This window comes from Thermodesulfobacteriota bacterium (assembly GCA_040756475.1).
GTDB lineage: Bacteria > Desulfobacterota > Deferrisomatia > Deferrisomatales > JACRMM01 > JBFLZB01.
In genome coordinates this window covers 1-22687 of record JBFLZB010000067.1, presented here as the reverse complement: position 1 = coordinate 22687, position 22687 = coordinate 1, and the positions used below count along the sequence as shown (strand labels likewise).

At 71.2% G+C, this 22687-nt stretch carries 16 protein-coding genes; 4 read left to right on the top strand and 12 right to left on the bottom strand.

Annotated features, from left to right (window positions below; genetic code table 11):
- Positions 1-277: 277 nt before the first annotated feature.
- From treS to AB1578_11380, 3 genes are read right to left on the bottom strand one after another with little or no spacing between them, the layout of a single operon-like run.
- Positions 278-3580, bottom strand: a complete 3303-nt coding sequence (gene treS, locus AB1578_11390) for a maltose alpha-D-glucosyltransferase (protein ID MEW6488500.1) — start codon at positions 3578-3580, stop codon at positions 278-280.
- Positions 3581-3588: 8 nt separating this feature from the next.
- On the bottom strand, positions 3589-5595 hold the full coding sequence (locus AB1578_11385; protein MEW6488499.1) for an alpha-1,4-glucan--maltose-1-phosphate maltosyltransferase: 2007 nt from the start codon (positions 5593-5595) through the stop codon (positions 3589-3591).
- A complete protein-coding gene (locus AB1578_11380) occupies positions 5592-6743 on the bottom strand; it encodes a mechanosensitive ion channel domain-containing protein (GenBank protein ID MEW6488498.1) in 1152 nt (383 codons plus the stop codon). Before AB1578_11380 ends, AB1578_11385 begins: the two co-directional genes overlap by 4 nt.
- Positions 6744-7234: 491 nt before the next feature.
- Here AB1578_11380 and AB1578_11375 point away from each other — a divergent pair, with 491 nt between their 5' ends.
- Together AB1578_11375 and AB1578_11370 are read left to right on the top strand one after the other, a co-directional pair.
- Positions 7235-7909 carry a DUF5752 family protein gene (locus AB1578_11375; protein ID MEW6488497.1) on the top strand — a complete coding sequence of 225 codons (675 nt, stop codon included), beginning with the start codon at positions 7235-7237 and terminating at the stop codon, positions 7907-7909.
- 3 nt (positions 7910-7912) lie between these two features.
- Positions 7913-9151: a glycosyltransferase gene (locus tag AB1578_11370; GenBank protein MEW6488496.1), complete on the top strand. Its 1239-nt coding sequence runs from the start codon at positions 7913-7915 to the stop codon at positions 9149-9151.
- Between the two features lie 114 nt (positions 9152-9265).
- On the opposite strand, the gene AB1578_11365 is transcribed toward AB1578_11370, so the two are convergent.
- The 4 genes from AB1578_11365 to AB1578_11350 are packed head-to-tail and all read right to left on the bottom strand — an operon-like array spanning position 9266 to position 14033.
- Positions 9266-10786, bottom strand: coding sequence for a TolC family protein (locus tag AB1578_11365; protein MEW6488495.1), 1521 nt, complete (start codon positions 10784-10786; stop codon positions 9266-9268).
- A complete protein-coding gene (locus AB1578_11360; GenBank protein MEW6488494.1) occupies positions 10779-11993 on the bottom strand; it encodes an ABC transporter permease in 1215 nt (404 codons plus the stop codon). The genes AB1578_11365 and AB1578_11360 overlap by 8 nt, the downstream gene beginning before the upstream one ends.
- Positions 11993-12670 carry an ABC transporter ATP-binding protein gene (locus tag AB1578_11355; protein MEW6488493.1) on the bottom strand — a complete coding sequence of 226 codons (678 nt, stop codon included), beginning with the start codon at positions 12668-12670 and terminating at the stop codon, positions 11993-11995. The genes AB1578_11360 and AB1578_11355 overlap by 1 nt, the downstream gene beginning before the upstream one ends.
- A 4-nt stretch (positions 12671-12674) precedes the next feature.
- On the bottom strand, positions 12675-14033 hold the full coding sequence (locus AB1578_11350) for an efflux RND transporter periplasmic adaptor subunit (protein MEW6488492.1): 1359 nt from the start codon (positions 14031-14033) through the stop codon (positions 12675-12677).
- Between the two features lie 173 nt (positions 14034-14206).
- On the opposite strand from AB1578_11350, the gene thiE reads away from it, so the two are divergent.
- Positions 14207-14857, top strand: coding sequence for a thiamine phosphate synthase (gene thiE, locus AB1578_11345; GenBank protein ID MEW6488491.1), 651 nt, complete (start codon positions 14207-14209; stop codon positions 14855-14857).
- 26 nt (positions 14858-14883) lie between these two features.
- Positions 14884-15702, top strand: coding sequence for a hydroxyethylthiazole kinase (gene thiM / locus AB1578_11340; protein ID MEW6488490.1), 819 nt, complete (start codon positions 14884-14886; stop codon positions 15700-15702).
- 6 nt (positions 15703-15708) lie between these two features.
- Here thiM and AB1578_11335 read toward each other — a convergent pair whose 3' ends face one another.
- From AB1578_11335 to AB1578_11315, 5 genes are all read right to left on the bottom strand, one after another.
- Positions 15709-18813 carry an efflux RND transporter permease subunit gene (locus AB1578_11335; protein MEW6488489.1) on the bottom strand — a complete coding sequence of 1035 codons (3105 nt, stop codon included), beginning with the start codon at positions 18811-18813 and terminating at the stop codon, positions 15709-15711.
- 17 nt (positions 18814-18830) lie between these two features.
- On the bottom strand, positions 18831-19127 hold the full coding sequence (locus tag AB1578_11330; protein MEW6488488.1) for a PG0541 family transporter-associated protein: 297 nt from the start codon (positions 19125-19127) through the stop codon (positions 18831-18833).
- Positions 19124-19378, bottom strand: coding sequence for an efflux RND transporter permease subunit (locus tag AB1578_11325; GenBank protein MEW6488487.1), 255 nt, complete (start codon positions 19376-19378; stop codon positions 19124-19126). Before AB1578_11325 ends, AB1578_11330 begins: the two co-directional genes overlap by 4 nt.
- A gap of 84 nt (positions 19379-19462) precedes the next feature.
- Positions 19463-20767, bottom strand: a complete 1305-nt coding sequence (locus AB1578_11320; protein MEW6488486.1) for an efflux RND transporter periplasmic adaptor subunit — start codon at positions 20765-20767, stop codon at positions 19463-19465.
- Complete coding sequence (locus tag AB1578_11315; protein MEW6488485.1) at positions 20754-22337, bottom strand: TolC family protein; 1584 nt, start codon at positions 22335-22337, stop codon at positions 20754-20756. The genes AB1578_11320 and AB1578_11315 overlap by 14 nt, the downstream gene beginning before the upstream one ends.
- Positions 22338-22687 lie beyond the last annotated feature (350 nt).

Here is a 22687-nt window from a genome sequence, read left to right as displayed (position 1 = left end):
GCGGTCATGGCGTTCTCCAAGAGAGGATCCCGGCGGCCCCTCGGGCGGGCCGCGGGTCGGGGCTCGTCCCGACGATTCCCGCGGCGCCGGGAGGGTGCCGGGGCAGGCCCCGACCTGCGCGTCTATCAGGATGCTGAAAAACCCCCTCCCTGGGTTTTTCAGCTACGGGTTCTCGGGGACGGCCCCTTCGAACCCTTTCGAATCACTACGCTTTTTAAACGCCGCGATTCGACGTCCCATCCATGGGACGCATGCAGGCTGCTTTTTCAGCAGCCTGCTATGGGTTGTTCTCTCCCGCTTCCTCCAGCGCCTCCAGGATGCCCCGCAGGGGGATCTCCACCCAGCCGGGGCGGTTGTTGAGCTCGTACCCGAGCTCGTAGACCGCCTTGTCCAGGAGGAAGGCCCGGAGCAGGAGCCCGACCTCGTCGGGGCCGGACGGCAGGAACGGGGCTCCCCAGGCCTCTCCCAGGTAGGATTGGAGGAACCGCCCGGAAACGTAGCGGTACCAGAACCGCACCCAGGGCTCCAGGCCGGAGGCCTCCCCCGGGCGGACCTCCAGGTGCCGGTCGAGTCCGGCCCGGCCGGCGTACTGGAACGACCGGATCATTCCCGCCACGTCCCGCAGGGCCGAGCGCTTGAGGCGGCGCTCCCCGGGGGGGCGTGCGGGCTCCCCCTCGAAGTCGATGACGGCGAAGTCCCTGCCGGTGAAGAGCACCTGGCCCAGGTGGTAATCGCCGTGGATGCGGATCTTCGACCCCGAGAGCTTCCGGCCCGTGATCCGGGCCAGTTCCCCGAGCACCCGGGTCTCGGCCCCGAGCACGTCCTTTGCCAGTGAGGCCGCGGGCTCCGGCAGGGCGGAGCGCTTGCGCCCCAGAAGCTCGAACACCCGGCGCACGAGGGAGCGCATGGACTGGTACACCGAACGCTGGTAGAGGGTCGAGAAGGGCTCGGGGCGGAACGCCGGACTCCCGGTGTCCGATGCCAGGGCCCGGTGCATCTGGGCGGTGCGCGTGCCCAGCAGCTCCACCATCCCCAGGAAGTGCCCGTCCAGGAGCGCCTCGACCTCGGGGCTCCGCGCCGGCTCCAGCGGACCCGGCAGCTCCGGCGGCAGGGCGAGGGAGGTCGTTCCTTCCGTTCGCACCCGGTCGAGGGTGTGGCCGAGCCGGTCCACCGCCCAGGACCAGGCGTCCCCCTCGTTGGCGACGAAGCCCTGGAGCAGGGCAAGCGGGGCCGGCTCGGCTCCGGGGCGGCGGTACTCCAGGAGACCCGCGAAGGGCGGTGTATGGGCAAAGCCGGCTTGTTCCGCGAGGAACCGGGCGACCTCGGCATCTGGGCTGGGGCCCTCCTCCACCGCCCGGTAGAGCTTGAGAAAGAGGGCATGCTCGTAGGTCACGGCGGTGTTGGTTTGCTCGGCCCGGAGGACGCGGGAGGAGAGGTGCGGGTGCCGGGCTCCGGCGAGCCGGGCGAAGTCCCGGCCGGGAAGACCTGCCAGCTCGCCTCCGGGGGTGGGCAGGCGCCTGCGCCCTGCCACGGCTTGCAAGAGCCAGTCCCGGAAGGCCGGTGCGTGGACGGCGTCGTACAGCACCCCTTCGCCTTCCCGGCACTGCACGGTTGCCAGCAGGGCGCCCGGGGGCGGCTCGACCCCGACCCCGGGCCGGCCCGGCTCGAAGGCGAGGGGAAGGAGGTAGGTATCGGCGGCACCCTCGGCGTAGGTGGCTTGCAGAAAGAGCAGGCGGGCCTCGGTCCCGGGGAGCTCGGCGGCTTCGGCTACATGGACCGCGCGAAGCGTCCGGGCCTTGCTCCGAAACCACCGCTGGCGGGAGAGAAACTGGGGCAGCACCGAAACCTCGAGGCTCTCGAGGCCCTCCCCCCGTAGGAGCTGGTGCCAGCTGCCCGGGGTCTCGAGCCGCGGCAGGTTCGCCCCCCCTTCCGCCTGCGCGGTCCGGCGCTCCGGCGTGAGCTCGAACCAGTAGTAGGCGTGGTTGGTCAGGGTGAGGACGTAGACCTCGCCCCTCACCGGGGGAAAGCGGTTGCGGCTGAAGACTTCCACGGGGGTGCAGCCCGTCCACCGGCTCAGGTCGAGCTCCACCGCCTGGGAGAAGCGCGAGAGGTTGACCACCACGAGCACGGCCTCCTCGCCCCAGCGGCGCACGAAAGAGAGCACCTTGGGGTTGTCGCTCGGCACCACCTCCAGGGTCCCCCGGCCAAACGCCCGATAGCGGCGGCGCATGGCGATGACGCGGCGCATCCACAACAGCAGCGACGAGGGGTTTCGCTCCTGGTTCTCCACGTTGACGGTCTGGAAGTGGTACTCGGGCTCCAGGATGGGGGGGAGGTAGAGCTGCTGGGGGCTGGCGCGGGAGAAGCCGGCGTTTCGGTCGGGGCTCCACTGCATGGGGGTGCGGACGCCGTCCCGGTCGCCCAGGTAGTGGTTGTCGCCCATGCCGATCTCGTCCCCGTAGTACACGATGGGGGTGCCCGGCAGCGAGAAGAGCAGGATGTTCATGAGCTCCATGCGCCGCCGGCTGTTGCGCAGGAGCGGCGCGAGCCGGCGCCGGATGCCCAGGTTGATGCGGGCCCGGGGATCGCGGGCGTAGGCCCGGTACATGTAGTCGCGCTCCTCGTCGGTGACCATCTCCAGGGTCAGCTCGTCGTGGTTTCTGAGGAACATGGCCCACTGGCAGGTGTCGGGAATGGACGGCGTCTGTTCGAGGATGTCGAGGATGGGAAACCGGTCTTCCATCTGGAGGGCCATGTAGAGCCTGGGCATGACCGGGAAGTGGAAGGCCATGTGGCACTCGTCGCCGGCCCCGAAGTAGGCGGCGGCGTCCTCGGGCCACTGGTTTGCCTCGGCGAGCAGCATCCGGCCGGGGTAGCGGGCATCCACGTGGGAGCGGAGCTTCCGGAGGAACGCGTGGGTCTCGGGGAGGTTCTCGCAGTTGGTCCCCTCCCGCTCGTAGAGGTAGGGAACGGCATCGAGCCGCACCCCGTCCACCCCCATCCCCAGCCAGTGGTCCATGACCCGCAAGAGGGCCCGATGCACCGAGGGGTGGTCGAAGTTGAGGTCGGGCTGGTGGGCGTAGAAGCGGTGCCAGAAGTAGGCTCCGGCCACCGGGTCCCAGCTCCAGTTGGAGGTCTCGAAGTCCTGGAAGATGATGCGGGCGTCGGCGTACCGCTCGGTGGTCTCGCTCCACACGTAGAAGTTCCGGTGGGCCGACCCCGCCTTGGCCTTCCGCGCCCGCTGGAACCACCGGTGCTGGTCGGAGGTGTGGTTGAGGACGAGCTCCGTGATGACCCGAAGCCCCCGCCGGTGAGCCTGGCGGAGGAACTCCCGGAAGTCCCGCAGGGTGCCGTAGGTGGGATGGACGCGGGCGTAGTCGGCGATGTCGTAGCCGTCGTCCCGGAGGGGCGAGGGATAGAAGGGCAGGAGCCACAGGGCGGTCACCCCGAGCTCCTCCAGGTAGTCGAGCTTCTCGATGAGTCCGCGGAAGTCCCCCGTGCCGTCCCCGTCGCTGTCGCGAAACGCCTTGACGTGGAGCTGGTAGATCACCGCGTCCTTGTACCAGTGTGGATCCGTCATCGCACCCTTCACAGGAAGTAGTCGAAGTCCTGCTCGCGGCGCAGGCGGCTGCGCACGCGGAAGATCCGGGCCGGGAGCACCTGGGGGTCGAGCTCCAGACGGTTCCACTCGCCCTGCCAGAGGAAACGGTCCTCCCCCAGCAGGTCGTGCATGAGGTAGGGCTGGCCCGGGGCGATGCCGAGCTCGTCCAGAGGCACCCGCACGCTGCAAGCCTGGGGGCGAAACGGATCGAGATTCACGGCGATCAGCAGCGCGTTGGAGCCGTCCTCGCTCGTCTTCCCGTAGAAGAGCACGTTGTCGTTGTCCGCCTCGTGGAACCGGAGGTTCCAGGTGGAGTGGAGCGCCGGGTTCTCCCGGCGGATGCGGTTGATTCGGCCCACCAGGGGAGCGAGGCTCTCGGGGCGGTCTCGCTCCCAGTGCTTTACCTCGTATTTTTCCGAGTCGAGGTACTCCTCCTTGTCCGGTACCGCCTCGGCTACGCACAGCTCGAAGGCCGGGCCGTAGATGCCGTAGTTGCTCGACAAAGTGGCGGCCAGCACCAGGCGCGCGGCGAAGGCGGGGCGCCCGCCGTACTGGAGGTACTCGGGCAGGATGTCGGGAGTGTTGGGCCAGAAGTTGGGCCGGAAGTGCTCCCGAACCTCGGTGCGGGTGAGCTCGGTCAGGTACTCGGTGAGCTCGGCCTTGGTGTTGCGCCAGGTGAAGTAGGTATAGGACTGGGAGAATCCCACCTTCGCGAGCCGCTGCATCACCTTGGGGCGGGTGAAGGCCTCGGAGAGGAAGACCACCTCCGGGTGCTCCCCCTTGACCTCCCGGATCAGCCACTCCCAGAAGGCGAAGGGCTTGGTGTGGGGGTTGTCGACCCGGAAGACCTTCACCCCGCGCTCGACCCAGAAGAGGACCACCCCCAGGAGCTCCTCCCACAGAGAGCCCCACTCGGGGGTCTCGAAGTCCAGAGGGACGATGTCCTCGTATTTCTTGGGGGGGTTCTCCGCGTGTTGGAGGGTGCCGTCCGGGCGCCAGCGAAACCACGTTGGGTACTCCGAGACGTAGGGGTGGTCGGGGGAGCACTGGAAGGCCAGGTCCAGGGCCACCTTCATCCCCAGCTTCCCGGCGGCCGCCACGAACCGCTCGTAGTCGGCCAAGGCGCCGAGCTCGGGGTGCACGGCCTGGTGCCCTCCCCGGCGGCTCCCGATGGCCCAGGGGCTTCCCGGTTCGCCCGGCTCGGCCCTCGGACGGTTGTTTCGGCCCTTGCGAAAGGACTCTCCGATGGGGTGGATCGGAGGCAGGTACACCACGTCGAACCCCATGCGGGCCACCTCGGTCAAGAGGCGCTCGGCGTCGCGCAGAGTGCCGTGGGGGCCGGCCCCGCAGGAGCGGGGGAAGAACTCGTACCAGGCGCTGAAACCGGCCAACGGCGGGTCCACCACCAGGGGCAGGGTGCGGCCGTACTCGGTGGCGAGGGAGCGGTCCGGCCACCGGGCCCCGAGCCGGGTGAGGTCCTGCCCCAGGGCCAGGGAAACCGCGGCCTCGGGGTCGGAAGCCCCCTCGAGCTCCCGAGAGAGGTGCTCGAGCCGCTCGCCGTCGGGGGTCCCGCGGGCCCGGGAGGCCGCGGCCGCCACCAGGGCGGCCCCGATTCGCAGGTCCACCGCCACCTCCTGGCCCGCGGCGGCCTTCTTGCGCAAGTCCTCCTGCCAGGTGGCGAACCGGTCGGCCCAGGCCACCACGCCGTACTCGTAGCGCCCCACCTCTTCCGGCGTGAAGCGGGCCTCCCAGCGGTCGTTCCCGAGGGGCTTCAGTGTCTCCTCTTCCCACGTCTCCCGGCCGGTCTTCCGGTACCGGAGCACGCCCCCGACCCGATCGTGGCCGTCGGAGAAGACATCGGCGCGGACGGCGAGGGGTTCCCCCACCACCCGCTTCACCGGAAACCTTCCGCCGTCGAGCTCGGGCCGCACGGCCTCGATGACCACTCGCCGGCGTCCCTCCTCCGGGAGCCTTCTCCTGCGCGCTTGCGTCATACCGTCTCCTCCTCCGGGTTGCCCGGCTCGGGCGCCCCCGCCCGGAACGGGAACCGATCGCCCTCGCCGGGCGAAGTCCGGCGGGGCCGCTCCACCTCGGCACGGACCCGAGGCAAGCTTTCCGGGTGGTGCTCCCGGAGGAAGGCCAGGAGCTTCTCGCGCACGGCGCACCGCAGGTTCCAGGCGGCCCCCGAGTCCGGCGCGCTCATCAGGGCCCGCAGCTCCACGGTGCGCTCGGTGGCGTTGGTCACCTGGAGGCCCCAGGCCTTGCCGTCCCACTCCGGCGACTCCTGCAGGATCCGGTGGAGCTCCTGGCGGACCGCGTCCACCGGGACGCGGTAGTCCGCATGGAGGAACACGGTCCCCAGCAGGTCGGCCGAGATTCGGGTCCAGTTCTGAAAGGGCTTCTCGATGAAGTGGGTAATGGGGACCACCAGGCGGCGCAGGTCCCAGATGCGCACGACCACGTAGGTGAGGGTGATCTCCTCGATGCGGCCCCACTCCCCCTCCACGATGACGACGTCGTCGAGCCGGATGGGCTGGGTGATGGCAATCTGGATCCCCGCGAACATGGTAGCGATGCTCTTCTGTGCCGCGAAACCCAGGATGACGCCCAGGATCCCAGCCGAGGCCAGGATGCTCACCCCCACCTGGCGTATCCTGTCGAAAGTCATGAGACCGGAGGAAATTCCCACGATCAGGATCACGGCCACCGCGATCCGGTGCACGACCTGGAGCTGGGTGTACACCGCGCGAGCCTTGAGGTTGTCCCGAGTGGTAATGTCGTAGCGGGCCAGCACCGCGTCCCGCAAGGCGGAGGCCGTCGCGATCGCGAGCCAGCTCAGGGACGCGATGAAGCCCAGGCTGAGGGCGTGCCGGAACAGGGCGTCGAGGGCGGCAGGCAGGGCGAGGGAGGGTAGGAATACCAGGACCAGCACCAGGGGCAGGAGCAGCCGGGTGGGGCGATTCCAGTAGGTGCCCAGGAGGTCGTCGGGGAAGAACGGGGTACGCACCGCCCATCGGCCGACGATCCGAACGAGGAATCGGTGGGCCACCAGTCCTGCGGCGATCGCGAAGAGCAGCACGCCCGTCGAGAGGAGGACCTCCCACCAGGCGGAGAGGTCGAGCGCCGAAAGCCTGTCCTTCATCAGAGAGGTCCGAAGCGGGGTCCGGTGGGTAACATTCGCGGGAGTCTATCACTGTTCGCCGGGGTGGCCAGGAAATGGGTCCGTCATCTCCCCGCGGCCCATCGGTTGCCGGCAGGGGGCGGCGGTCCTGCTCCCCGTGGAGTTGGCGGATCAGGGCTGCCGCGATCCACCGCCTGGGTGGTAAGCGGGGTCCGGGAGCCCCTGCGCTCCGCCGCTGGCCAGGAAGGGCGAGTGTCGCGGAGCCCAGGAGGGGCGGGAGCGACCCCGCAATCCGCGGCAATTGGAGGAGGGGTCCCTCGCGGAACCGGTGTGCCTGGCCTCACCGGTTTCCATGGACTGGGGCGGATCAGTCGATGCGGTACGGGACTACGCTCCGGGGCTCCCGGACCCCGCCCCTAGATGAGGTGGTTGGTTCTGGGCTGATCCCCTGGTTTGCCAGTCACCGCGAAGATGGTACGTTCGGGCACCCCGACCACAGGGAGGAGCCGTTCATGAGTACTGCTGGTTCCGAAAGCCGGCCCGAGGTCTTCCGGGTCAAGGACTGCGCGCTTCTCAGTGTCGCCACCGGCGTGCGCGCCCAGACCCTCAAGGAGCTCCGGGACGGTCTGCTCTCCGTGGAGGGGAACAGCCTGTATCATCACTTCTGGGGGAGGCTGCTGCGGCCTCGACTGGACGAGCCGGAGTACACGAACGATTTTGCGTCCTGGGCCTATCACGCACTTCACGAGAAGCCCCTGGCCGAACGGCTGAGCATGGCCAATCCCTCCGAGTTCGAGAACCTGGAGCAGCTTCGGGAGGAGGTCGTGGAGATCTTGGAGCAGCGGCTGGACGAGAGCGAGTGGAGCCCAGGGGCGCGGGCGGACCAGCAGTTTCACTTTCTCCAGGCTCGGGTGGTCATCTTCGACACAGGTGTCTCGATCGGGACCCCCGAAGATCTCGTGGGGGTCCTCCCGAGCTTGCCCACCGGAAGCGTTTACTACCACTTCATCGACGCGCGACGGCGTACACAGGGGCGGCGGGACGACTTCTCGGCGTGGCTCTCGGGGTTCGGGGAGTCGTACCGGCCGCTGTTGGCGCGGATCGCGGCCCTCGACCCCTACTTCTCCTCCCTGAAGGAGGTGCGCTATCTCCTGGCCGAGCTCTTCCGAACCCACCTGGGGAGGTGACCGGTGCACGAGTTGCTGGAGCAGTATGCTCAGGTGGCAGGGCACGACGCGGTGGACTACTTGTGCCAGCTCGCCGCTCCCCTGGCCGGCGCCCGGGTGGTCCACGTCAATTCCACCCGGGAGGGAGGGGGGGTGGCGGAGATCCTCCACAAGCTCGTGCCCCTGATGCAGGCGGTGGGGCTCGAGGCCCGCTGGGAGGTGATCGAGGGGGACGAGGATTTCTACCGCTGTACCAAGGGCTTCCACAACGGCCTCCAGGGAGAGCAGGTCGTCTTGGCCGACGCGCTCCTTCGCGCGTACGAGAAGACCAACGCCCGCAACGCCGAGGCCCTGCGGGCCGTGCTCGAAGAGGCGGACTTCGTCGTCATCCACGATCCCCAACCGGCGCCGCTGATCACCCACTGCCCCAACCGCCGGGGGAAGTGGGTCTGGCGATGCCACATCGACGCCAGCCACCCCGACCGGAGGGTATGGCGGTACCTGCGCCCCTGGGTCGAGCCCTACGACGCGAGCATCTTCTCCCTGGCCGAGTTCGCCCGGGCTCTGCCCCACCCCCAGTACCTCATCCCCCCGAGCATCGACCCCCTGAGCCCCAAGAACCGGGAGCTCTCGGAGTCGGAGGTCCGCGCCGTGCGAGAGACACTCGGGCTGGACCCGGACCTTCCCCTCGTGCTCCAGGTCTCCCGATACGACCGGTTCAAGGACCCCCTGGGGGTGATCGAGGCGTACCGCCTGGTGAAGCGCCTCACGCCTTTGCAGCTCGTCCTGGCCGGGGGAGGGGCCGACGACGATCCCGAAGGGATGGCGATGCTGACCGAGGTGCGGCAGGCGGCCGAGGGTGACCCGCACCTCCATGTGCTGCTCCTTCCCAACGACGCCCACGAGACCGTGAACGCCTTGCAGCGAACCGCGGACGTGGTGCTCCAGAAGTCCTTGCGGGAGGGATTCGGGCTCACCGTGACGGAGGCCATGTGGAAGGGAAAACCGGTGATCGGGGGCGACACCGGGGGGATCCGGCTGCAAGTCGTCAACCACTTCACGGGCTTCCTGGTGCGAACCCCGGAAGGCGCGGCGCTTCGGATCCGCTATCTGCTCCACCGCGACGACGTGCGCAAGGACATGGGAGAGAGGGCGCGGCGCTTCGTCCGAGAAAACTACCTGATCACCCGCCTGGTGCGTGACTACCTCGCCCTGTTCGTCGGACTCGAATCGGGGGAGGAGCGGATCGAGGTGGGGGGCTGACCGGGATGGTGGGATTCCGGGGAGAGGGATGATCTCCAAACCGGCACTGGCCGAGATCTTCTCACGGCAGGTCTGCCCCGAGACATGGGGGCGCGCGGGGAGGCCGATTCGAGGTCAGAACAGGTGGATGCCCCTTGCTTCGGTGAGGCGGCCCTGAACCCGGAGGAACTCGGTCTCGGCCTGGCGGGCGTCGCTGCGGGCGCGGTGCCAGTTGAGCTCGGCCTCCCGCTGGCGGCTCTCCGCCTGGAGGACGTCGGAGGCGGTGGCGCGGCCGGCGTCGAACCGGGCGCGCTCTCCCTCGGTCTCCTCGGCCCGGGCCCGGGCGGTCACCCCGGCCAGCTCCACCTTGCGCCGCAGGCGGTCGAGGTCCACCGCCGCGCGGCGCACCTGCGCCTGGATGACGAGCGCGAGGTTTTCCACGGCGGCTTGCGCCCGCTGCCGTGAAAACTCCGCCCGCCGCGCCCGCGCGCCCTCGGCGCGGCGCCCCAGGGTGTGCTGCCAGGTGAGACCCACCCGCCAGTCGTCGTAGTTCTTCTCGGTCACCTGGGACCAGGTGCCCCCGAGACTCGTGTCGCGCCCGCTGCGGGCATAGGAGGCGAAGAAATCCAGCCGGGGCAGCAGGCCGTCGCGGGTCTCCACCACGTCGAGCTCCCCGTTGGCCAGCTCCAGGCGGGCCTGCATCAGGTCGGGCCGGCGCAGCAAGGCGTGCTGGACCCAGGGGGCCGGGTCTCCGGGAGCTGCCGGCGGCTCCGGCTCGTCCACGGGTTCGAGCTGCGCGCCCCAGGGCAGGTCGCGTCCCGGGCCCAGCCGGCGCACCAGGTCGAGGCGGGCAGCCTCCAGGGCGCCCCGGGCGTCCTCCAGGGATTCCTCCCGGGCCGCCACCTCAGCCCGGGCCGCGGCGAGCTCGACCGTCGGGCGGCGCCCCGCGGCCACCAGGGTCTCGGTGTCGGCCAGGAGCCGCCGGCTCGCGTCGAGGGACTGGCGGCGCACCTCCAGGGCCCGCCGGGCGAAGGCCAGGTCCCAGTACGCTCCCTCGATCCCGGCGACGAACCCCTCCACCGCGGCGTGGAAGGCGTACTGGCCGGCGATCTCCTGGTTTTCGGCCCGACGCACTCCCGCCAGGTTGGCCTCGGGGCGGAGCCCCCGCAGGAGCGGCTGGGTCACCCCCAGGGCGAGGCGCGAGCCATACTCCTCGGGGGAGAAGTTGGTCCGGTTGCGGGCGGAGTCGGCCCCCACGGTGAGCTCGGTCCCGGTGGGAAGCGGCTGGACGAGCTCGACCGCCGCCTGGTCGTCGCGGCCCCGGCGCACCCCCGCTCCCGGCACCTCCAGGGCGCTCTGGCGCGCGCTCGTGGGCTGGCGCGACTCCCCGTGGCTCACGGAGGCGGAGACGCTGGGGTCGAAGGCGGCCCGGGCTTCCTCGGCCAGGGTGGCCTGGGCCTCGGCCGTGAGCCGCTCCACCCGAAGCTCCGGGCTGCGCTCCAGGGCCAGCAGGAGCGCCCCCGGCAGGGTCAGCGGCAGGCTCTCGGCCCCGGCGGGCCGAGGCGGCGAAGCACCGCCCAGGGCCGCGGCCAGGACCAGGCCCGGGAGGGAGATGCCCAGGGCTCGCCGGCAGGCCGGCCGCGACGCGTCACTCATACCGGAGCGCCTCCACGGGGTGAAGCCGGGCGGCCTTGCGGGCCGGGTAGTAGCCGAAGAAGACCCCTACCCCCAGGGCGAAGCCCACGGCAAGGGCCGGGGCCCCGGGGGTGATGACGGTGCGGAAGGCCCCCGAGCGGTCCACCAGGAGGGTGATGGCCAACCCGAGGCCCAGGCCCAGGAGCCCCCCCGCCGCGCTCAGGACCAGGCTCTCCACCAGGAACTGGCGCAGGATGTCGCGCCGGCGCGCGCCCACGGCCTTGCGCACCCCGATCTCCCGGGTGCGCTCCGTCACGGCCACGAGCATGATGTTCATGATGCCGATCCCCCCCACCAGCAGGCTCACCCCCGCCACGCTCGCCAGCAGGGTCGTGAAGGTGCGGCTCACCCCTTCGAGGGTCTGGAGGAACTCGGTGGAGCTCTGGATGTAGAAGTCATCCGGGGCGCCCGCGCGCAGCCCGTGGCGCGCGCGCAGCACCTGCCGGATCCCCTCCTGGGCGTCGTCCAGCGCCCCCTCGTCCGAGACCTGCACGTAGATGGCCCGCAGGCTGTCCACCCCCAGCAGGCGCTTCATGGCCGTGGTGTAGGGGATGAGGATCTGGTCGTCGGGGTTGAACCAGCCCTGGTCCCCCCGCTCCCGGAAGACGCCGAGCACGGTAAAAGTGTCGCCCTGAATCTTGACCGCCGTGCCCACGGGGTTCATCTCCCGGTCCCCGTAGAGGTCCTCCACCACCTTGGGGCCCAGCACCGCCACCCGGGCCATGCGGCGCTCGTCGTCGGCGTCGAAGGGGCTGCCGCTGCGCAGGGGGAAGTTGCGCAGGTCGAAGTAGGCGTCGGACACCCCGCGCACCGTGGTGCGGGAGTTGCGGTTCTCGTACTTGGCCTGGACCGTGCCCGTGACCTCGGGGGTGACCGCCACGGCCTGGCGCACCTCGGCCAGGAGGGCCTCGGCGTCGCCCACGGTGAGCCGCTGCAGGGCGTCGGTGCGCACCCCCCCGAGGCCCCGGGTACCGGGCCGGATGGTGAGCACGTTGGTGCCCCACTGGCGCACCGACTCGGTCACCTCCAGGCGCGCCCCCTCCCCGATGGCGAGCATGGCCAGCACAGCCGCCACCCCGATCACCACCCCCAGCATGGTGAGGGTGGAGCGCAGCTTCGAGGCCGCGAGGCTCTTGAGGGCGAGCTTCACCACGGTCCACCAGAGCATCAGGCCTCCTGGAGCCGCCCGTCGCGCATGACCAGGCGGCGCCGGCACCGCCCGGCCACGCCCGGATCGTGGGTGACGACGATCAGGGTGCGCCCCTGGCCGTTGAGCTCGTCGAAGAGGTCCAGGATCTCCTCTCCCGTGCGGGAGTCCAGGTTTCCCGTGGGCTCGTCGGCGAGCAGTATGCGGGGCTCGGTCACCAGGGCCCGGGCGATGGCGACCCGCTGCCGCTGGCCCCCCGAGAGCTGCTGGGGCAGGTGGCGCAGGCGGTCCGAGAGGCCCATCCGCTCCAGAGTTTGCAGAGCCTGATCGCGGATCTCGCGGCTGCGCAGCCCCCCCGCATAGAGCAGGGGCAGCTCCACGTTTTCCAGGGCCGTGGCTCGGGGCAGGAGGTTGAAGGTCTGGAAGACGAACCCGATCTTGCGGTTTCGCACCGCGGCCAGGGCGTCCTCGTCGAGGCCGGCCACGTCGCGGCCGTCCAGGCGGTAGGACCCGCCGTCGGGGGCCTCGAGGCACCCCAGGATCTGGAGCAGCGTGGACTTGCCGCTGCCCGAGGCGCCCACCACCGCCACCTTCTCCCCCTCGTCGATGCGAAACGACACCCCGTCCAGGGCCCGCACCGCCTGGTCCCCCAGGTGGAACACCTTGCGCAGATCCGTGCACTCGATGAGCGCGCCCACCGCCCTACCTGCGCCCCAGGCGCCAGAAGAAGCTCGCCCGGGCGCGGCCCCGGTCGGCCGTGGGTGCCGCGTCGCGCCGCCAGGCGCTGGGGGTGGCCGGGCCCAGGAGGACCACCCGCTCCCCGGCCGCGAGCCCGGAACGGATCTCCACCCGGTGGGCGTCGCGCAGGCCCGTCTCCACCGTGCGCTCCTCGGGCTCCGCGCCTTCCCCCGCCACCCGCACCCGGGCGCCCGACGGGTCCAGCGCCTCCCGGGGGATCCACAGGGTGCCGGCCGACCGGGCCACCTCCACCTCCACGTCGGCGGTCATCCCCGGGCGTAGGAGGGCGGCGGCCTTCTTCTGGGGTTCCTCGGTCCCGTCGCCCTCCACCGAGACCTTCACGTCGAAGAGGACCACCTTCTGTTCCTCCCGGCCCACGGGGGAGATCTGCACCACCCGGCCCCCCAGCACGGCGTCCCGGAAGGCGTCGGGGCGGATCCGGGCCTCCTGGCCCAGGCGCACCTGGCCGATGTCCACCTCGTCCACCGCCAGGAGCACGTAGAGGCGCGAGAGGTTGGCGATCTTGAGGAGCGCCGTTCCCCCGCCCACGTTGGTCAGGGCCGAGGAGACCACCTGCCCGGCCTCCACCAGGGTCTCGGTCACCACGCCGTTCAGCGGGGAGAGGATGCGGGTATCCGCGAGCCGCCGCTCGGCTTCCTGGAGGCTCAGGAGGGAAGCCCCCAGGTCCGCCTCGGCTCGGCGCACCTCCTGGGCCGCGCGCTCCACGTCGTCGCCCCGGGCGCGGGCCCGCTCGGCCGCCGCCTCGGTACGTTCCACGGCCGCCCGGGCTTCGGCGGCCCGGGTGGAACTGGCTTCGGCCTCCTCTCGGCTCACTACTCCGGCGGCCAGGAGTCCTTCGTCCCGGGCGAGCCGAGCCAGCGCCTCCGCCAGGCGGGCCCGGGCCTCGGCCCCAGCCGCTGCGGCATCGCGCTCGGCCAGGGCGCGCTCGGCCTCGGCCACCCGCAGCGCCGCGCGGGCCGCCGCGAGGCGGGCCTCGGTCGCGGCGAGCTCGATCCGCTGGCGCTCCCGATTGCGCTCCTCGTCCACCGGGTCCAGGGCCACCAGGAGGTCCCCCGCGCGCACCAGGTCCCCCGCCTGGAAAGGGAACTCCACGATCTCGCCCGAGGCCTTGCTCTTCACCTCCACCTCGGACTCGGGCTGCACCTTGCCCGTGGCCGAGACGGCGATGACGAAGTCCCCGGCCTCGACCGCCGCGGTGGGCGGCGGCTCGGCCCCCGATCGGGAACCCGTGCCGGAGGGGGTGCACGCGACCAGGAGGCAGGGGATCAGGAAGAGGAGCGAAAGGCAACGGATTCGGATCATCGTTCCGCGGCAGAAGAGGGTTCGAGGCACCTGCGTACCGTAGCAGAGCCGGCCCGGCGACGCCAGAGAGGCCCGGAGGCAGGAGCGTGACCCCTACCCACCAGGGTCCGGTACGCATAAAATGGACCTTCCGGGCACCCCACCCGGGAACGGGGCTGGAGGCAGGAGCGGGCATGACCACGGGCGACAGGTGCAAACGGGTTGGAAGGGTACACGTGCTCACCGACGTGGTGCTCCAGGCGCGGTTCTCCCACGTGGAGCTCGCCCGTCGGGCCCTGGCCGGCGGCGCCGAGGCGGTGCAGTTTCGGGAGAAGGGGGGGAGCACCCGGGAGCTCATCGGGGTGGCCCGGGAGATGGCGGCCCTGTGCCGGGGGGCCGGCGCGGTCTTCCTCGTCAACGACCGGGTGGACGTGGCGCTGGCCGCCGAGGCCGACGGGGTGCACCTGGGCCAGAGCGACTTCCCCCTTGCCCTGGCCCGAAGGCTCCTGGGGGAGCACCGGATCATCGGGGGCTCGGCCACGACCCTGGAGGAGGCCCGCCGGTGCGTGGAGGAGGGCGCCGACTACGTGGGCTTCGGGCCCGTGTACCCCACCGGCTCCAAGGCCGACGCGGCGCCCGCCCGGGGGCTTGGCCTCCTGCGGGAGGTGGCCGCGGCGGTGCCGGTTCCGGTGGTGGCCATCGGGGGTATCGGGATCGACAACGCGCCCGACGTCGTGCGCGCAGGGGCCCACGGGGTGGCTGTCATCTCGGCCGTGTGCTGCCAGGAGGATCCGGCCGAGGCCACGCGCCGGCTCCTCGAGGCGTTGGAGTTCACCACGAGCTGACGAGGGGGAGAGGAGAGAGGCAGTCCGTGACCGATCCGCGACTGGCGCAGCGCGCCGCCGAACACCTGGAAAAGCTCAGGGCCCAGCGCCCGCTGGTCCACAACATCACCAACTTCGTGGTGATGAACGTCACCGCCAACGCGCTGCTCGCCTGCGGCGCGGCGCCGGTGATGGCCCACGCCCCCGAGGAGGTGGAGGAGATGGTGGCCTTCGCCGGGGCCCTGGTGCTCAACATCGGCACGCTGTCCCCCTCGTGGGTGGACGCCATGGCCCAGGCGGGTAGGGCGGCCAACCACCGGGGCATTCCGGTGGTGCTCGACCCCGTGGGCTCGGGCGTGACCCGGCTGCGCACCGAAGCGGCCCGGCGGCTCACCCGTGAGGTGCGGGTCTCGGTGGTGCGGGGCAACGCCTCCGAGGTCCTGTCCCTCGCCCGGGCCGGGGCGGGGGGCAAGGGGGTGGACACCGCCCACGGCGTCGACCAGGCAGCCGAGGACGCCATGGGGCTGGCCCGGGAGCTGGGCGTCACCGTGGCCATCACGGGCCCCGTGGACTTCGTCACCGACGGCCGGCGCGCCTGCCGGGTGCACAACGGCCACCCCCTCATGGCCCGGGTCACCGGCACCGGGTGCACGGCCACGGCCCTCATGGGGGCCTTCCTGGCGGTGGCCGAGGACCCCTGGGAGGCGGCAGCCGGCGCCCTGGCCTACTTCGGCGCCGCCGGGGAGCTCGCCGCCCGGGGCGCCGCGGGGCCCGGGAGCTTTCAGGTCAACCTCATCGACAGCCTGGCGGCGATCGACGGGGCCCGGCTGGCGGCGATGGCCAAGATCGAGGTGGTGGGGGGGTAGGGCCTCTCACCCCTCCCCAACCTCCCCCGCCGCGTCCTTCGCAAAGATCTTCCCCTTGGCCCACCCCACCAGTCGCCAGGCGGCGAGCTGCTCCAGGTAGCTGTAGACCACGGGCACCACGGCCAGGGTGAGGAAGGTCGAGGACAGGATCCCGCCGGCAATGGCGACCGCCAGGGGTTGGCGGCTCTCGCTCCCCACGCCGATGCCGAGGGCGACGGGCACGACCCCGGCGACCGTGGAGACCGCGGTCATGAGGATGGGGCGAAGGCGCGTCGTGCCGGCCTCCACCAGGGCCTCGTGGACCGAGAGACCCCGTGCCCGCAGCTGGTTGGTGAAGTCGATGAGCAGGATGCCGTTCTTGGTGGCGAGGCCCACCAGCAGGATCAGCGCGATCATGGAGAAGAGGTTGAAGGTGTTCCCCAGCAGGTAGAGGAGCCCGAAGGCCCCCACGAAGGCGAGCGGCAGCCCCGTCATGATGGCCAGGGGCTGGAGGAAGCTCTCGAACTGGTACGCGAGCACCATGTAGGTGAGGACGATGGCCAGGACAAACGCAAACGCCACGTACTGCCCCGTCTCCCCGAAGGTCTCGGCGCGCCCGGCGAACTTGATGGTGTAGCCGTCGGGGAGCAGCTCCTCGGCCAGGGCCCGCACCCGGGGCAGGGCCTCGCCGAGGACCATCCCCTCCAGGTTGGCGTACACGGTGGCGGAGCGCTGGCGGTCCAGGCGGTTGATCACGCTCGGGCCCACCCCCACCTCCACCGTGACGAAGCCGCTGGCGTCCACCAGGCGTCCGTCCCGGGAACGCACCCAGATCCGCTCCACGTCGCTCGGGAGCTCCCGGTGCTCGGGCACCAGGCGAAGCCGCACCTCGTAGGTGCGGCCCCCCTCCTTGTAGTCCCCCACCTGCACGCCCCCCATGAGGGCGCCCACCGCCGAGGCCACGTCGCGCACGCTCGCCCCGGCGTCGGCCGCCTTCTCCCGGTCGATGCGCACCCGCACCTCGGGCTTGCCCACGTCCAGGTCCCGGGTGAGGCCGACGAAGCCGGGGGTCTGCTCGAGCCGCTCCATGATCTCCTGGGAGTAGCGGTCCAGCGCCTCCAGGCGCGGGCCCCGGATGACGAGCTGGATGTCCTCGTTTCGGGCCCCGCCCCCCATGGGCGCGATGTCGGCGGCCACGCCCCGCAGATCCGGGATGGTCCGGAGGATCCCGTTGATCTCCCGCTGGACCTCCCGCTGGGAGCGGGAGCGCTCCCCCTTGGGCACCAGGGTCACGATGGCGATGCCGTTCTGGGCCGAGCTGCCGATCCCGCTGATACTGAAGAAGTGGCTTACCTCGGGGATGGCCCGCAGGTGCCCCTCCACCCGGCGCAGGAGCTCGTCGGTCTTGTCCAGGGAGTAGGCGAGCGGAGTGCGGATGCGCACGGTGAATCGGCTCGTGTCCTCGGCGGTGATGAACTCCTTGCCCAGGTTCTGGAAGAGGTAGCCCCCTGCCGCAAGGGTCAGGGCGGCCAGACCGACCACGGCGAGACGGTGGCGAAGCGACCAGCCCAGCAGGGGTCGGTACACCGCCGAGAGGCCCCTCACGGCCCCGTCGAATATCCGGAACAGGCGCCCCTTGTCGCGGCTCACCGTCAGCACGCGGGAGGCGAGCATGGGTACCACCGTCATGGCCACGAAGGTGGAGCAGGCCACGGCAAAGGCCATGGTCACGGCGAACTCGAAGAAGAAGCGCCCCACGAGCCCCCCCATGAAGGCCACCGGGAGGAAGACCCCTGCCAGCGCCGCGGTGGTGGCGAGAATGGCGAAGTACACCTCCCCCGACCCGTCGAAGGCGGCCCGCCGGGGGCCCTGCCCGAGGGCCTCCCGGTGGCGGTAGATGTTCTCCACCGTGACGATCGAGTCGTCGATCACGAGCCCTACGGCGGTGATGAGGGCGAGCATGGTCATGTTGTTCAAGGAGAACCCCATCCCGTACATCGTCGCGAAGGTCGCGATGATGGAGGTGGGGATGGACAGCGCGCTGATCAGAGTCGTGCGGGCGTTCTGGAGGAAGAGCAGGATCGTGAGTGCCGCTGCGAGCCCCCCCAGGAAGAGCTGGAACTTGAGCTCGCCGATGGACTGCTCGATGAACTCGGTGGTGTCGGTGGCGATGTGCAGCGTCATGCCCTCCAGGAGCATGGCCCGGATCTCGGGGAGCATGTCCTTGACGGCCCGGGCGATGGCCACCTGGTTGGCGCCCGAGCGGGGGGCCACGTTGACCGAGACGGTGCGGCTCACCCCCTCCTTGGTGGTGAAGCGGGCCACCGAGACGCTCTCCTGGCGCCCCGCCTCGGCGTAGCCCACGTGGCGCAGGCGCACGGGGGTGCCCTCGCGCCAGGCCACGATGAGCTCGTTGAACTCCTCGGGGGTCGCGAACTCCCCCACCGTGCGGATGAGGAACTCCTTGTCGGCCGACTCGATGCGGCCGCCGGGCACCTCCGCGTGCTGGGCCCGCACCGCCGCCGTCACCTCGTCCACCCCCACGTTGTAGGCGGTCAGGCGCTCCCGGTAGAGCCACAGGCGCACCTCCTTCTGGCGGGCGCCCCCCAGGCTCACCTCCCCCACCCCCTCGATGCGCTGGAGAAGGGGCCGCACCTCGTCCTGGGCGAACCGGGTCAGGTCCTCGATGGCGTGCTGCCCCGTGAGGGCGAGCCGCAGGATGGGCTGGGCGTTGATGTCGAGCTTGTCGATGACCGGCACGTCGGCGTCGGAGGGCAGCCGCCGGAGCCGGGCCGACACCTTGTCGCGCACCTCCTGGGCCGCCACGTCCAGGTCCTTGGTGAGCTCGAACTCCACGGTGATCTGGGAGCGCCCCTGGGAGCTCTGGGAGGTGATGTGCTTGACGCCGCTGATCGCGCTGATGGCGTCTTCGAGCTGGTCGGTGACCTGGTTGTCGATCTCCTCCGGACGGGCGTTCTCCCAGCGGGTGGAGACGGTGACGTTGGGGAAGTCCACGTCGGGGTACAGGGAGACCCCCAGGCGGGAGACCCCGATGACGCCGAAGACTACCAGGGCGCTTACGAGCACCGTGGCGGCCACCGGCCGGCGGATGGAGAAGTGGGGAAGGAACATGGGGGCTCCGTACCCCCCTACACCACCTGCTCGCAGGGGACCAGGAAGGCTCGGATCGGCACGCACCCGCAGCCCCCCGTGCGGAGCACGAGCTCGCGCACGGCCTCGGCCACGCCGTGCGCCTCCTGGTCGGGGAGCACCACGAGGATCATGGCGTTCTGGCCGGGGCACAGGAGCGAGCCGTTCACCACCCCGGCGTCCCCCTGCCCGAAGACCTTGGGGATCTGGGTGAAGTGGCGCACCCCCCGGTCCTTCAAGATTTCCCTGATCTCCTCGTCGCAGCTCGTGTTGTAGACGATCGTGAGCATCTTCATGGGGAAACCTCTCGGTTCGGGGTGGCGTGGTGGGGCGCGTCCACTTCGGCTCCCCCCGGGTTCTCCCGGGCGAGGAGCCGGTCCTGCACCCGGCCCAGGGCACGCCAGCGGGCGAGCTGGTCCAGGTAACTGTACACCACCGGCGCCATCGCCAGGGTGAGGAAGGCTGCGGAGATCATCCCACCGGCGATGGCCACCGCCAAGGGCTGGCGGCTCTCGCTCCCCACCCCCAGCCCCACGCTCTTGGCCAACCGCCCTCCCCCGTCGAAATCGAAATCGAAATCGAGATCGATCCCGATCCCGATTTCGAGGATCGAGCAACCCCCCGGCGCCGCTCAGGGCTGCTTGGGGGGCACCGGCAGGGAGACCGCGGCGCCGTCGCGCAGGGCGAACTTCCCCTCCAGCACCACCCGGGTGCCGGGGCGAAGCTCGGCGCCCCGCACCTCGGCCCACTCGCTGGTGGTCTCCCCGAGCTCCACGGGGACGTGCCGGGCGATGTCGGCCTCCACGGCGTAGACGTAGGTGGCCGACTCGGTCTGGATCACGCTCTCCCAGGGCACGGTCAGGGCGTCCTCCCGGACCTCGAGGACGACCTCCACCCGGGCGAACATCCCCGGGCTCAGGCGGTGTTCGGGGTTGCGCACCTCGGCCTTCACCAGGAAGGCGCGGGTCTCCGGGTCCACCTGGGGGGCGATGAAGGAGATCGTTCCGGTAAAGACCTCCCCCGGCGCCGCGTCCACCCGCAGCGCCACGGGCAGGCCGGTGGTCACCCGGGCCCGGTGCTTTTCCGGCACCCGGAAGGTGATCTCCAGGGGGTCCAGGTCCACCACCGTGACCACGGCGCCGCCCACGGCCAGGAAGTCCCCCACGTTCACGTTGCGCACGCCGGCCACGCCGTCGAAGGGGGCCCGGATGCTCGCGTCGGCCAGGCGCACCTTCTGCTGGACGAGGCTCGCCCGGGTCCGGGCGATCTGGGCCTCGATCTCTCCGATGTCGGTGCGAATGCTGTCCGCGCTCTGCTTCGCCACCAGGTCCCGCTGCCGGGCGAGCTCCAGCTCGGTGCGGGCGATGTCGGATCTGAGCTCGTCCACCTCGGTCTGGATGCGGTCGAACGCCTGGCGGGCGATCAGGTCCCGCTCCACCAGGGGCCGGTTGCGCTCCAGGTCGCGCTCCCGGTTGGCCAGGCGGACCCGAAGCTGGCGCACCTGCTCGTCGAGCTTCTGGATCTCCGCCTCCACCAGGGCGGGGTTTCGCTCCAGGTCCCGCCGGCGGTTGGCCAGCCGCACCTCGAGCTGCTGGATGCTGGCCTCGAGCATGGCGATCTCGGCCTGGAGCTTGCGGTCGTCCAGGCGCACCAGCACCGCCCCTTCCTTTACCGGCCGGCCCTCGGAGAGCGCCACCTCGACCACGGTGCCGCTGGCCTCGGACCGCAGGGTGACGGCCCGGCTGGCCTCCAGGGTGCCCACCTGCTCCAGGCGCACTTCGACCCGGCGGGCCACGGCCTCTCCCACGGTGACCGGGACCACCCGGGGCCCGGCGGGTCGCGTGGAGGCGGGGGGCGCGGCCTCCTGCCCGCAGGCCGCCAGGGTCAGGGCGGCCAGCACCGCCAGGGCGGCGCCCCGGTCTCTACAGCTTCTCACGGTCGATCTCCTTGTCTTGCAGCTCGGCCACGATGCCGTGACGTTCGAGGTTCTTGCCCATGGCGCGGTAGAGGGTGGCGAGCCCCTTCTGGCAGTCGGTGAGGGCGGCGTCCTTGCGGATGTGGGCCTCGGTGAGGTCGTCCTGGAAGGTCAGGATCCGGAAGGTGTCGGTGAGGCCCTCCTTGAGCCGCTCCATCTCCTGGGCGAGCGTCGTGGCCGCCAGGGCCCGGAACCGCTCCGCTACCTGGTAGCGCTCCAGCCCCCGGCGCACGTCCACCAGCGCGCGCTCCACCTCGGCCTCGGCCGTGCCCTCCAGGCGCTTGAGGCCGTACAAGGCCTGGCGCTTGTCCCAGGAGCTCTGGCGCAGGCGGGCCTGGGCGGCGCGATTCCCCAGGGGGTAGGACAGCCGCACCCCCGCGAGCCACTGGTAGCCGTCCCCGTCGGGCAGGCGGGAGTAGGAGTCGAAGTAGGTGCCTTCGAAGTCCGAGGAGATCCCCTCGCGCTCCTCCCCCGAGAGGCCGTTCAGCCCCAGGGTGGCCACCAGGTCCAGGCGGGGAAGGGCCTGGTTGCGGGCGAAGGCGACGCGGATGTCCCGATTCTCGATGTCGAGGAGCCGGTCCCTCAGGTCGGGCCGCTCCGCCAGGGCCACCGCCAGCGCCTCCTCCAGCTCGGGGTAGCCGGCGGGGGCCGGGGGCAGGGGCTCCGTGGCGAAGGGCCTGGCGTACCCGGGGTCGCCCCGCCTGATCTCCAGGAGGTCCCACAGGCGGGTCGTGATGCGCTCGGCGAGCTGGCGGGCCACCACCACCTGCTCATCCCGGGCCGCCACCGCGGTCTCCGCCTGCTGCACCTCGGTGATGGGCACCACGCCGGCCGCGAACTTCTCCCGGTTGCCCTCCAGGAGCTCCTCCGCCCGGCCCCGGGCCTCGATCCGGTAGGCCAGGAGCTGGCGGGCCGCGGCCAGGTCGTAGTAGGCGAGCTCGATCTCCTCGCCGATCCGCAGCGCCCGGTCCAGGTAGCGGTACCGGGCCTGGAGCACCCCGTTGCGGCTCTCCCGAAGCGCCGCGGTGTTGACCTCCCGGCCCCGGTCCCGCAAGAGGGGCTGGGTGAGGTCCAGGACCAGGAAGGTGCGATAGGAGGGGTCGAGCCCCAGGTTCGGGGAGTTGCTCGAAAAGCGGAAGGTCTCCAGGGCGACGCGGGACTCGAGGCCGGTCTCGAACACCTTGCCTACCCCGGCGTCGGCACCCGTGGTGCGCGTGGTGTCCGCCCCGTTGGCGGAGGCGGCGGCGCTGGGCGTCTTGTCGGTGCGGGTGTCGGCCCCCGCCTGGAGCACCGGGTCGAACCGGGCCTCCCCCACCCGCACTTCCTCCCGGCTCAGGGGCACCGCGATCTCCTGGAGGCGCAGGTCCAGGTTGCGCTGGATGCCCAGGGCCAGGGCCTCCCGCAGCGCCAGGGTGCGGGAGCCCTCCTCGGTCGCCGTGTCCGCAGCTCCGGAAGCGGGACCGACGCCCGCGGCCAGGGCCGCGCACAGGAGGGTGAGGAGGAGCTTCCAGCGGTGCTCCGCCGTCGTCATGATCGGGCTCCCTTCCTTCGACGAGGGTCTTCGCACCCCCGTCCCCAGGGGACGCCGCCGGGTGGCGGCCCGGTGCGCCGGTGCGTTGGAAGCGTTGGGGCGAGATGCTGCGGCGTGGATCCAGACCCAGTGCTCCGTCAGGGTCGCCGAGCCCCCCGACCGGTCAAGGCAAATCCCCTCCTGCGCCCCCCGGGGCTCCCCCGCCGGGCGCGCGTTTCACCCTCTGCGCGGCGCGGGCCGGGGGCCTCCCCTCCGGTGTCCCATCGGTATCGGTATCGGTATCGGTATCGGTATCGGAAGCGACTTCGATCCCGATCCCGATCCCGATTTGGACCTCAGGCCGATCCCCT

What these genes read in the sequence shown, in the direction of transcription:
- AB1578_11360 (MEW6488494.1), bottom strand. Translation starts at nt 11,993, where the DNA reads ATGCTCTGGTGGACCGTGGTGAAGCTCGCCCTCAAGAGCCTCGCGGCC.
- AB1578_11385 (MEW6488499.1), bottom strand. Translation starts at nt 5,595, where the DNA reads ATGACGCAAGCGCGCAGGAGAAGGCTCCCGGAGGAGGGACGCCGGCGA.
- AB1578_11350 (MEW6488492.1), bottom strand. Translation starts at nt 14,033, where the DNA reads ATGATCCGAATCCGTTGCCTTTCGCTCCTCTTCCTGATCCCCTGCCTC.
- AB1578_11380 (MEW6488498.1), bottom strand. Translation starts at nt 6,743, where the DNA reads ATGAAGGACAGGCTTTCGGCGCTCGACCTCTCCGCCTGGTGGGAGGTC.
- AB1578_11335 (MEW6488489.1), bottom strand. Translation starts at nt 18,813, where the DNA reads ATGTTCCTTCCCCACTTCTCCATCCGCCGGCCGGTGGCCGCCACGGTG.
- treS (MEW6488500.1), bottom strand. Translation starts at nt 3,580, where the DNA reads ATGACGGATCCACACTGGTACAAGGACGCGGTGATCTACCAGCTCCAC.
- AB1578_11330 (MEW6488488.1), bottom strand. Translation starts at nt 19,127, where the DNA reads ATGAAGATGCTCACGATCGTCTACAACACGAGCTGCGACGAGGAGATC.
- AB1578_11375 (MEW6488497.1), top strand. Translation starts at nt 7,235, where the DNA reads ATGAGTACTGCTGGTTCCGAAAGCCGGCCCGAGGTCTTCCGGGTCAAG.
- AB1578_11365 (MEW6488495.1), bottom strand. Translation starts at nt 10,786, where the DNA reads ATGAGTGACGCGTCGCGGCCGGCCTGCCGGCGAGCCCTGGGCATCTCC.
- AB1578_11315 (MEW6488485.1), bottom strand. Translation starts at nt 22,337, where the DNA reads ATGACGACGGCGGAGCACCGCTGGAAGCTCCTCCTCACCCTCCTGTGC.
- thiE (MEW6488491.1), top strand. Translation starts at nt 14,207, where the DNA reads ATGACCACGGGCGACAGGTGCAAACGGGTTGGAAGGGTACACGTGCTC.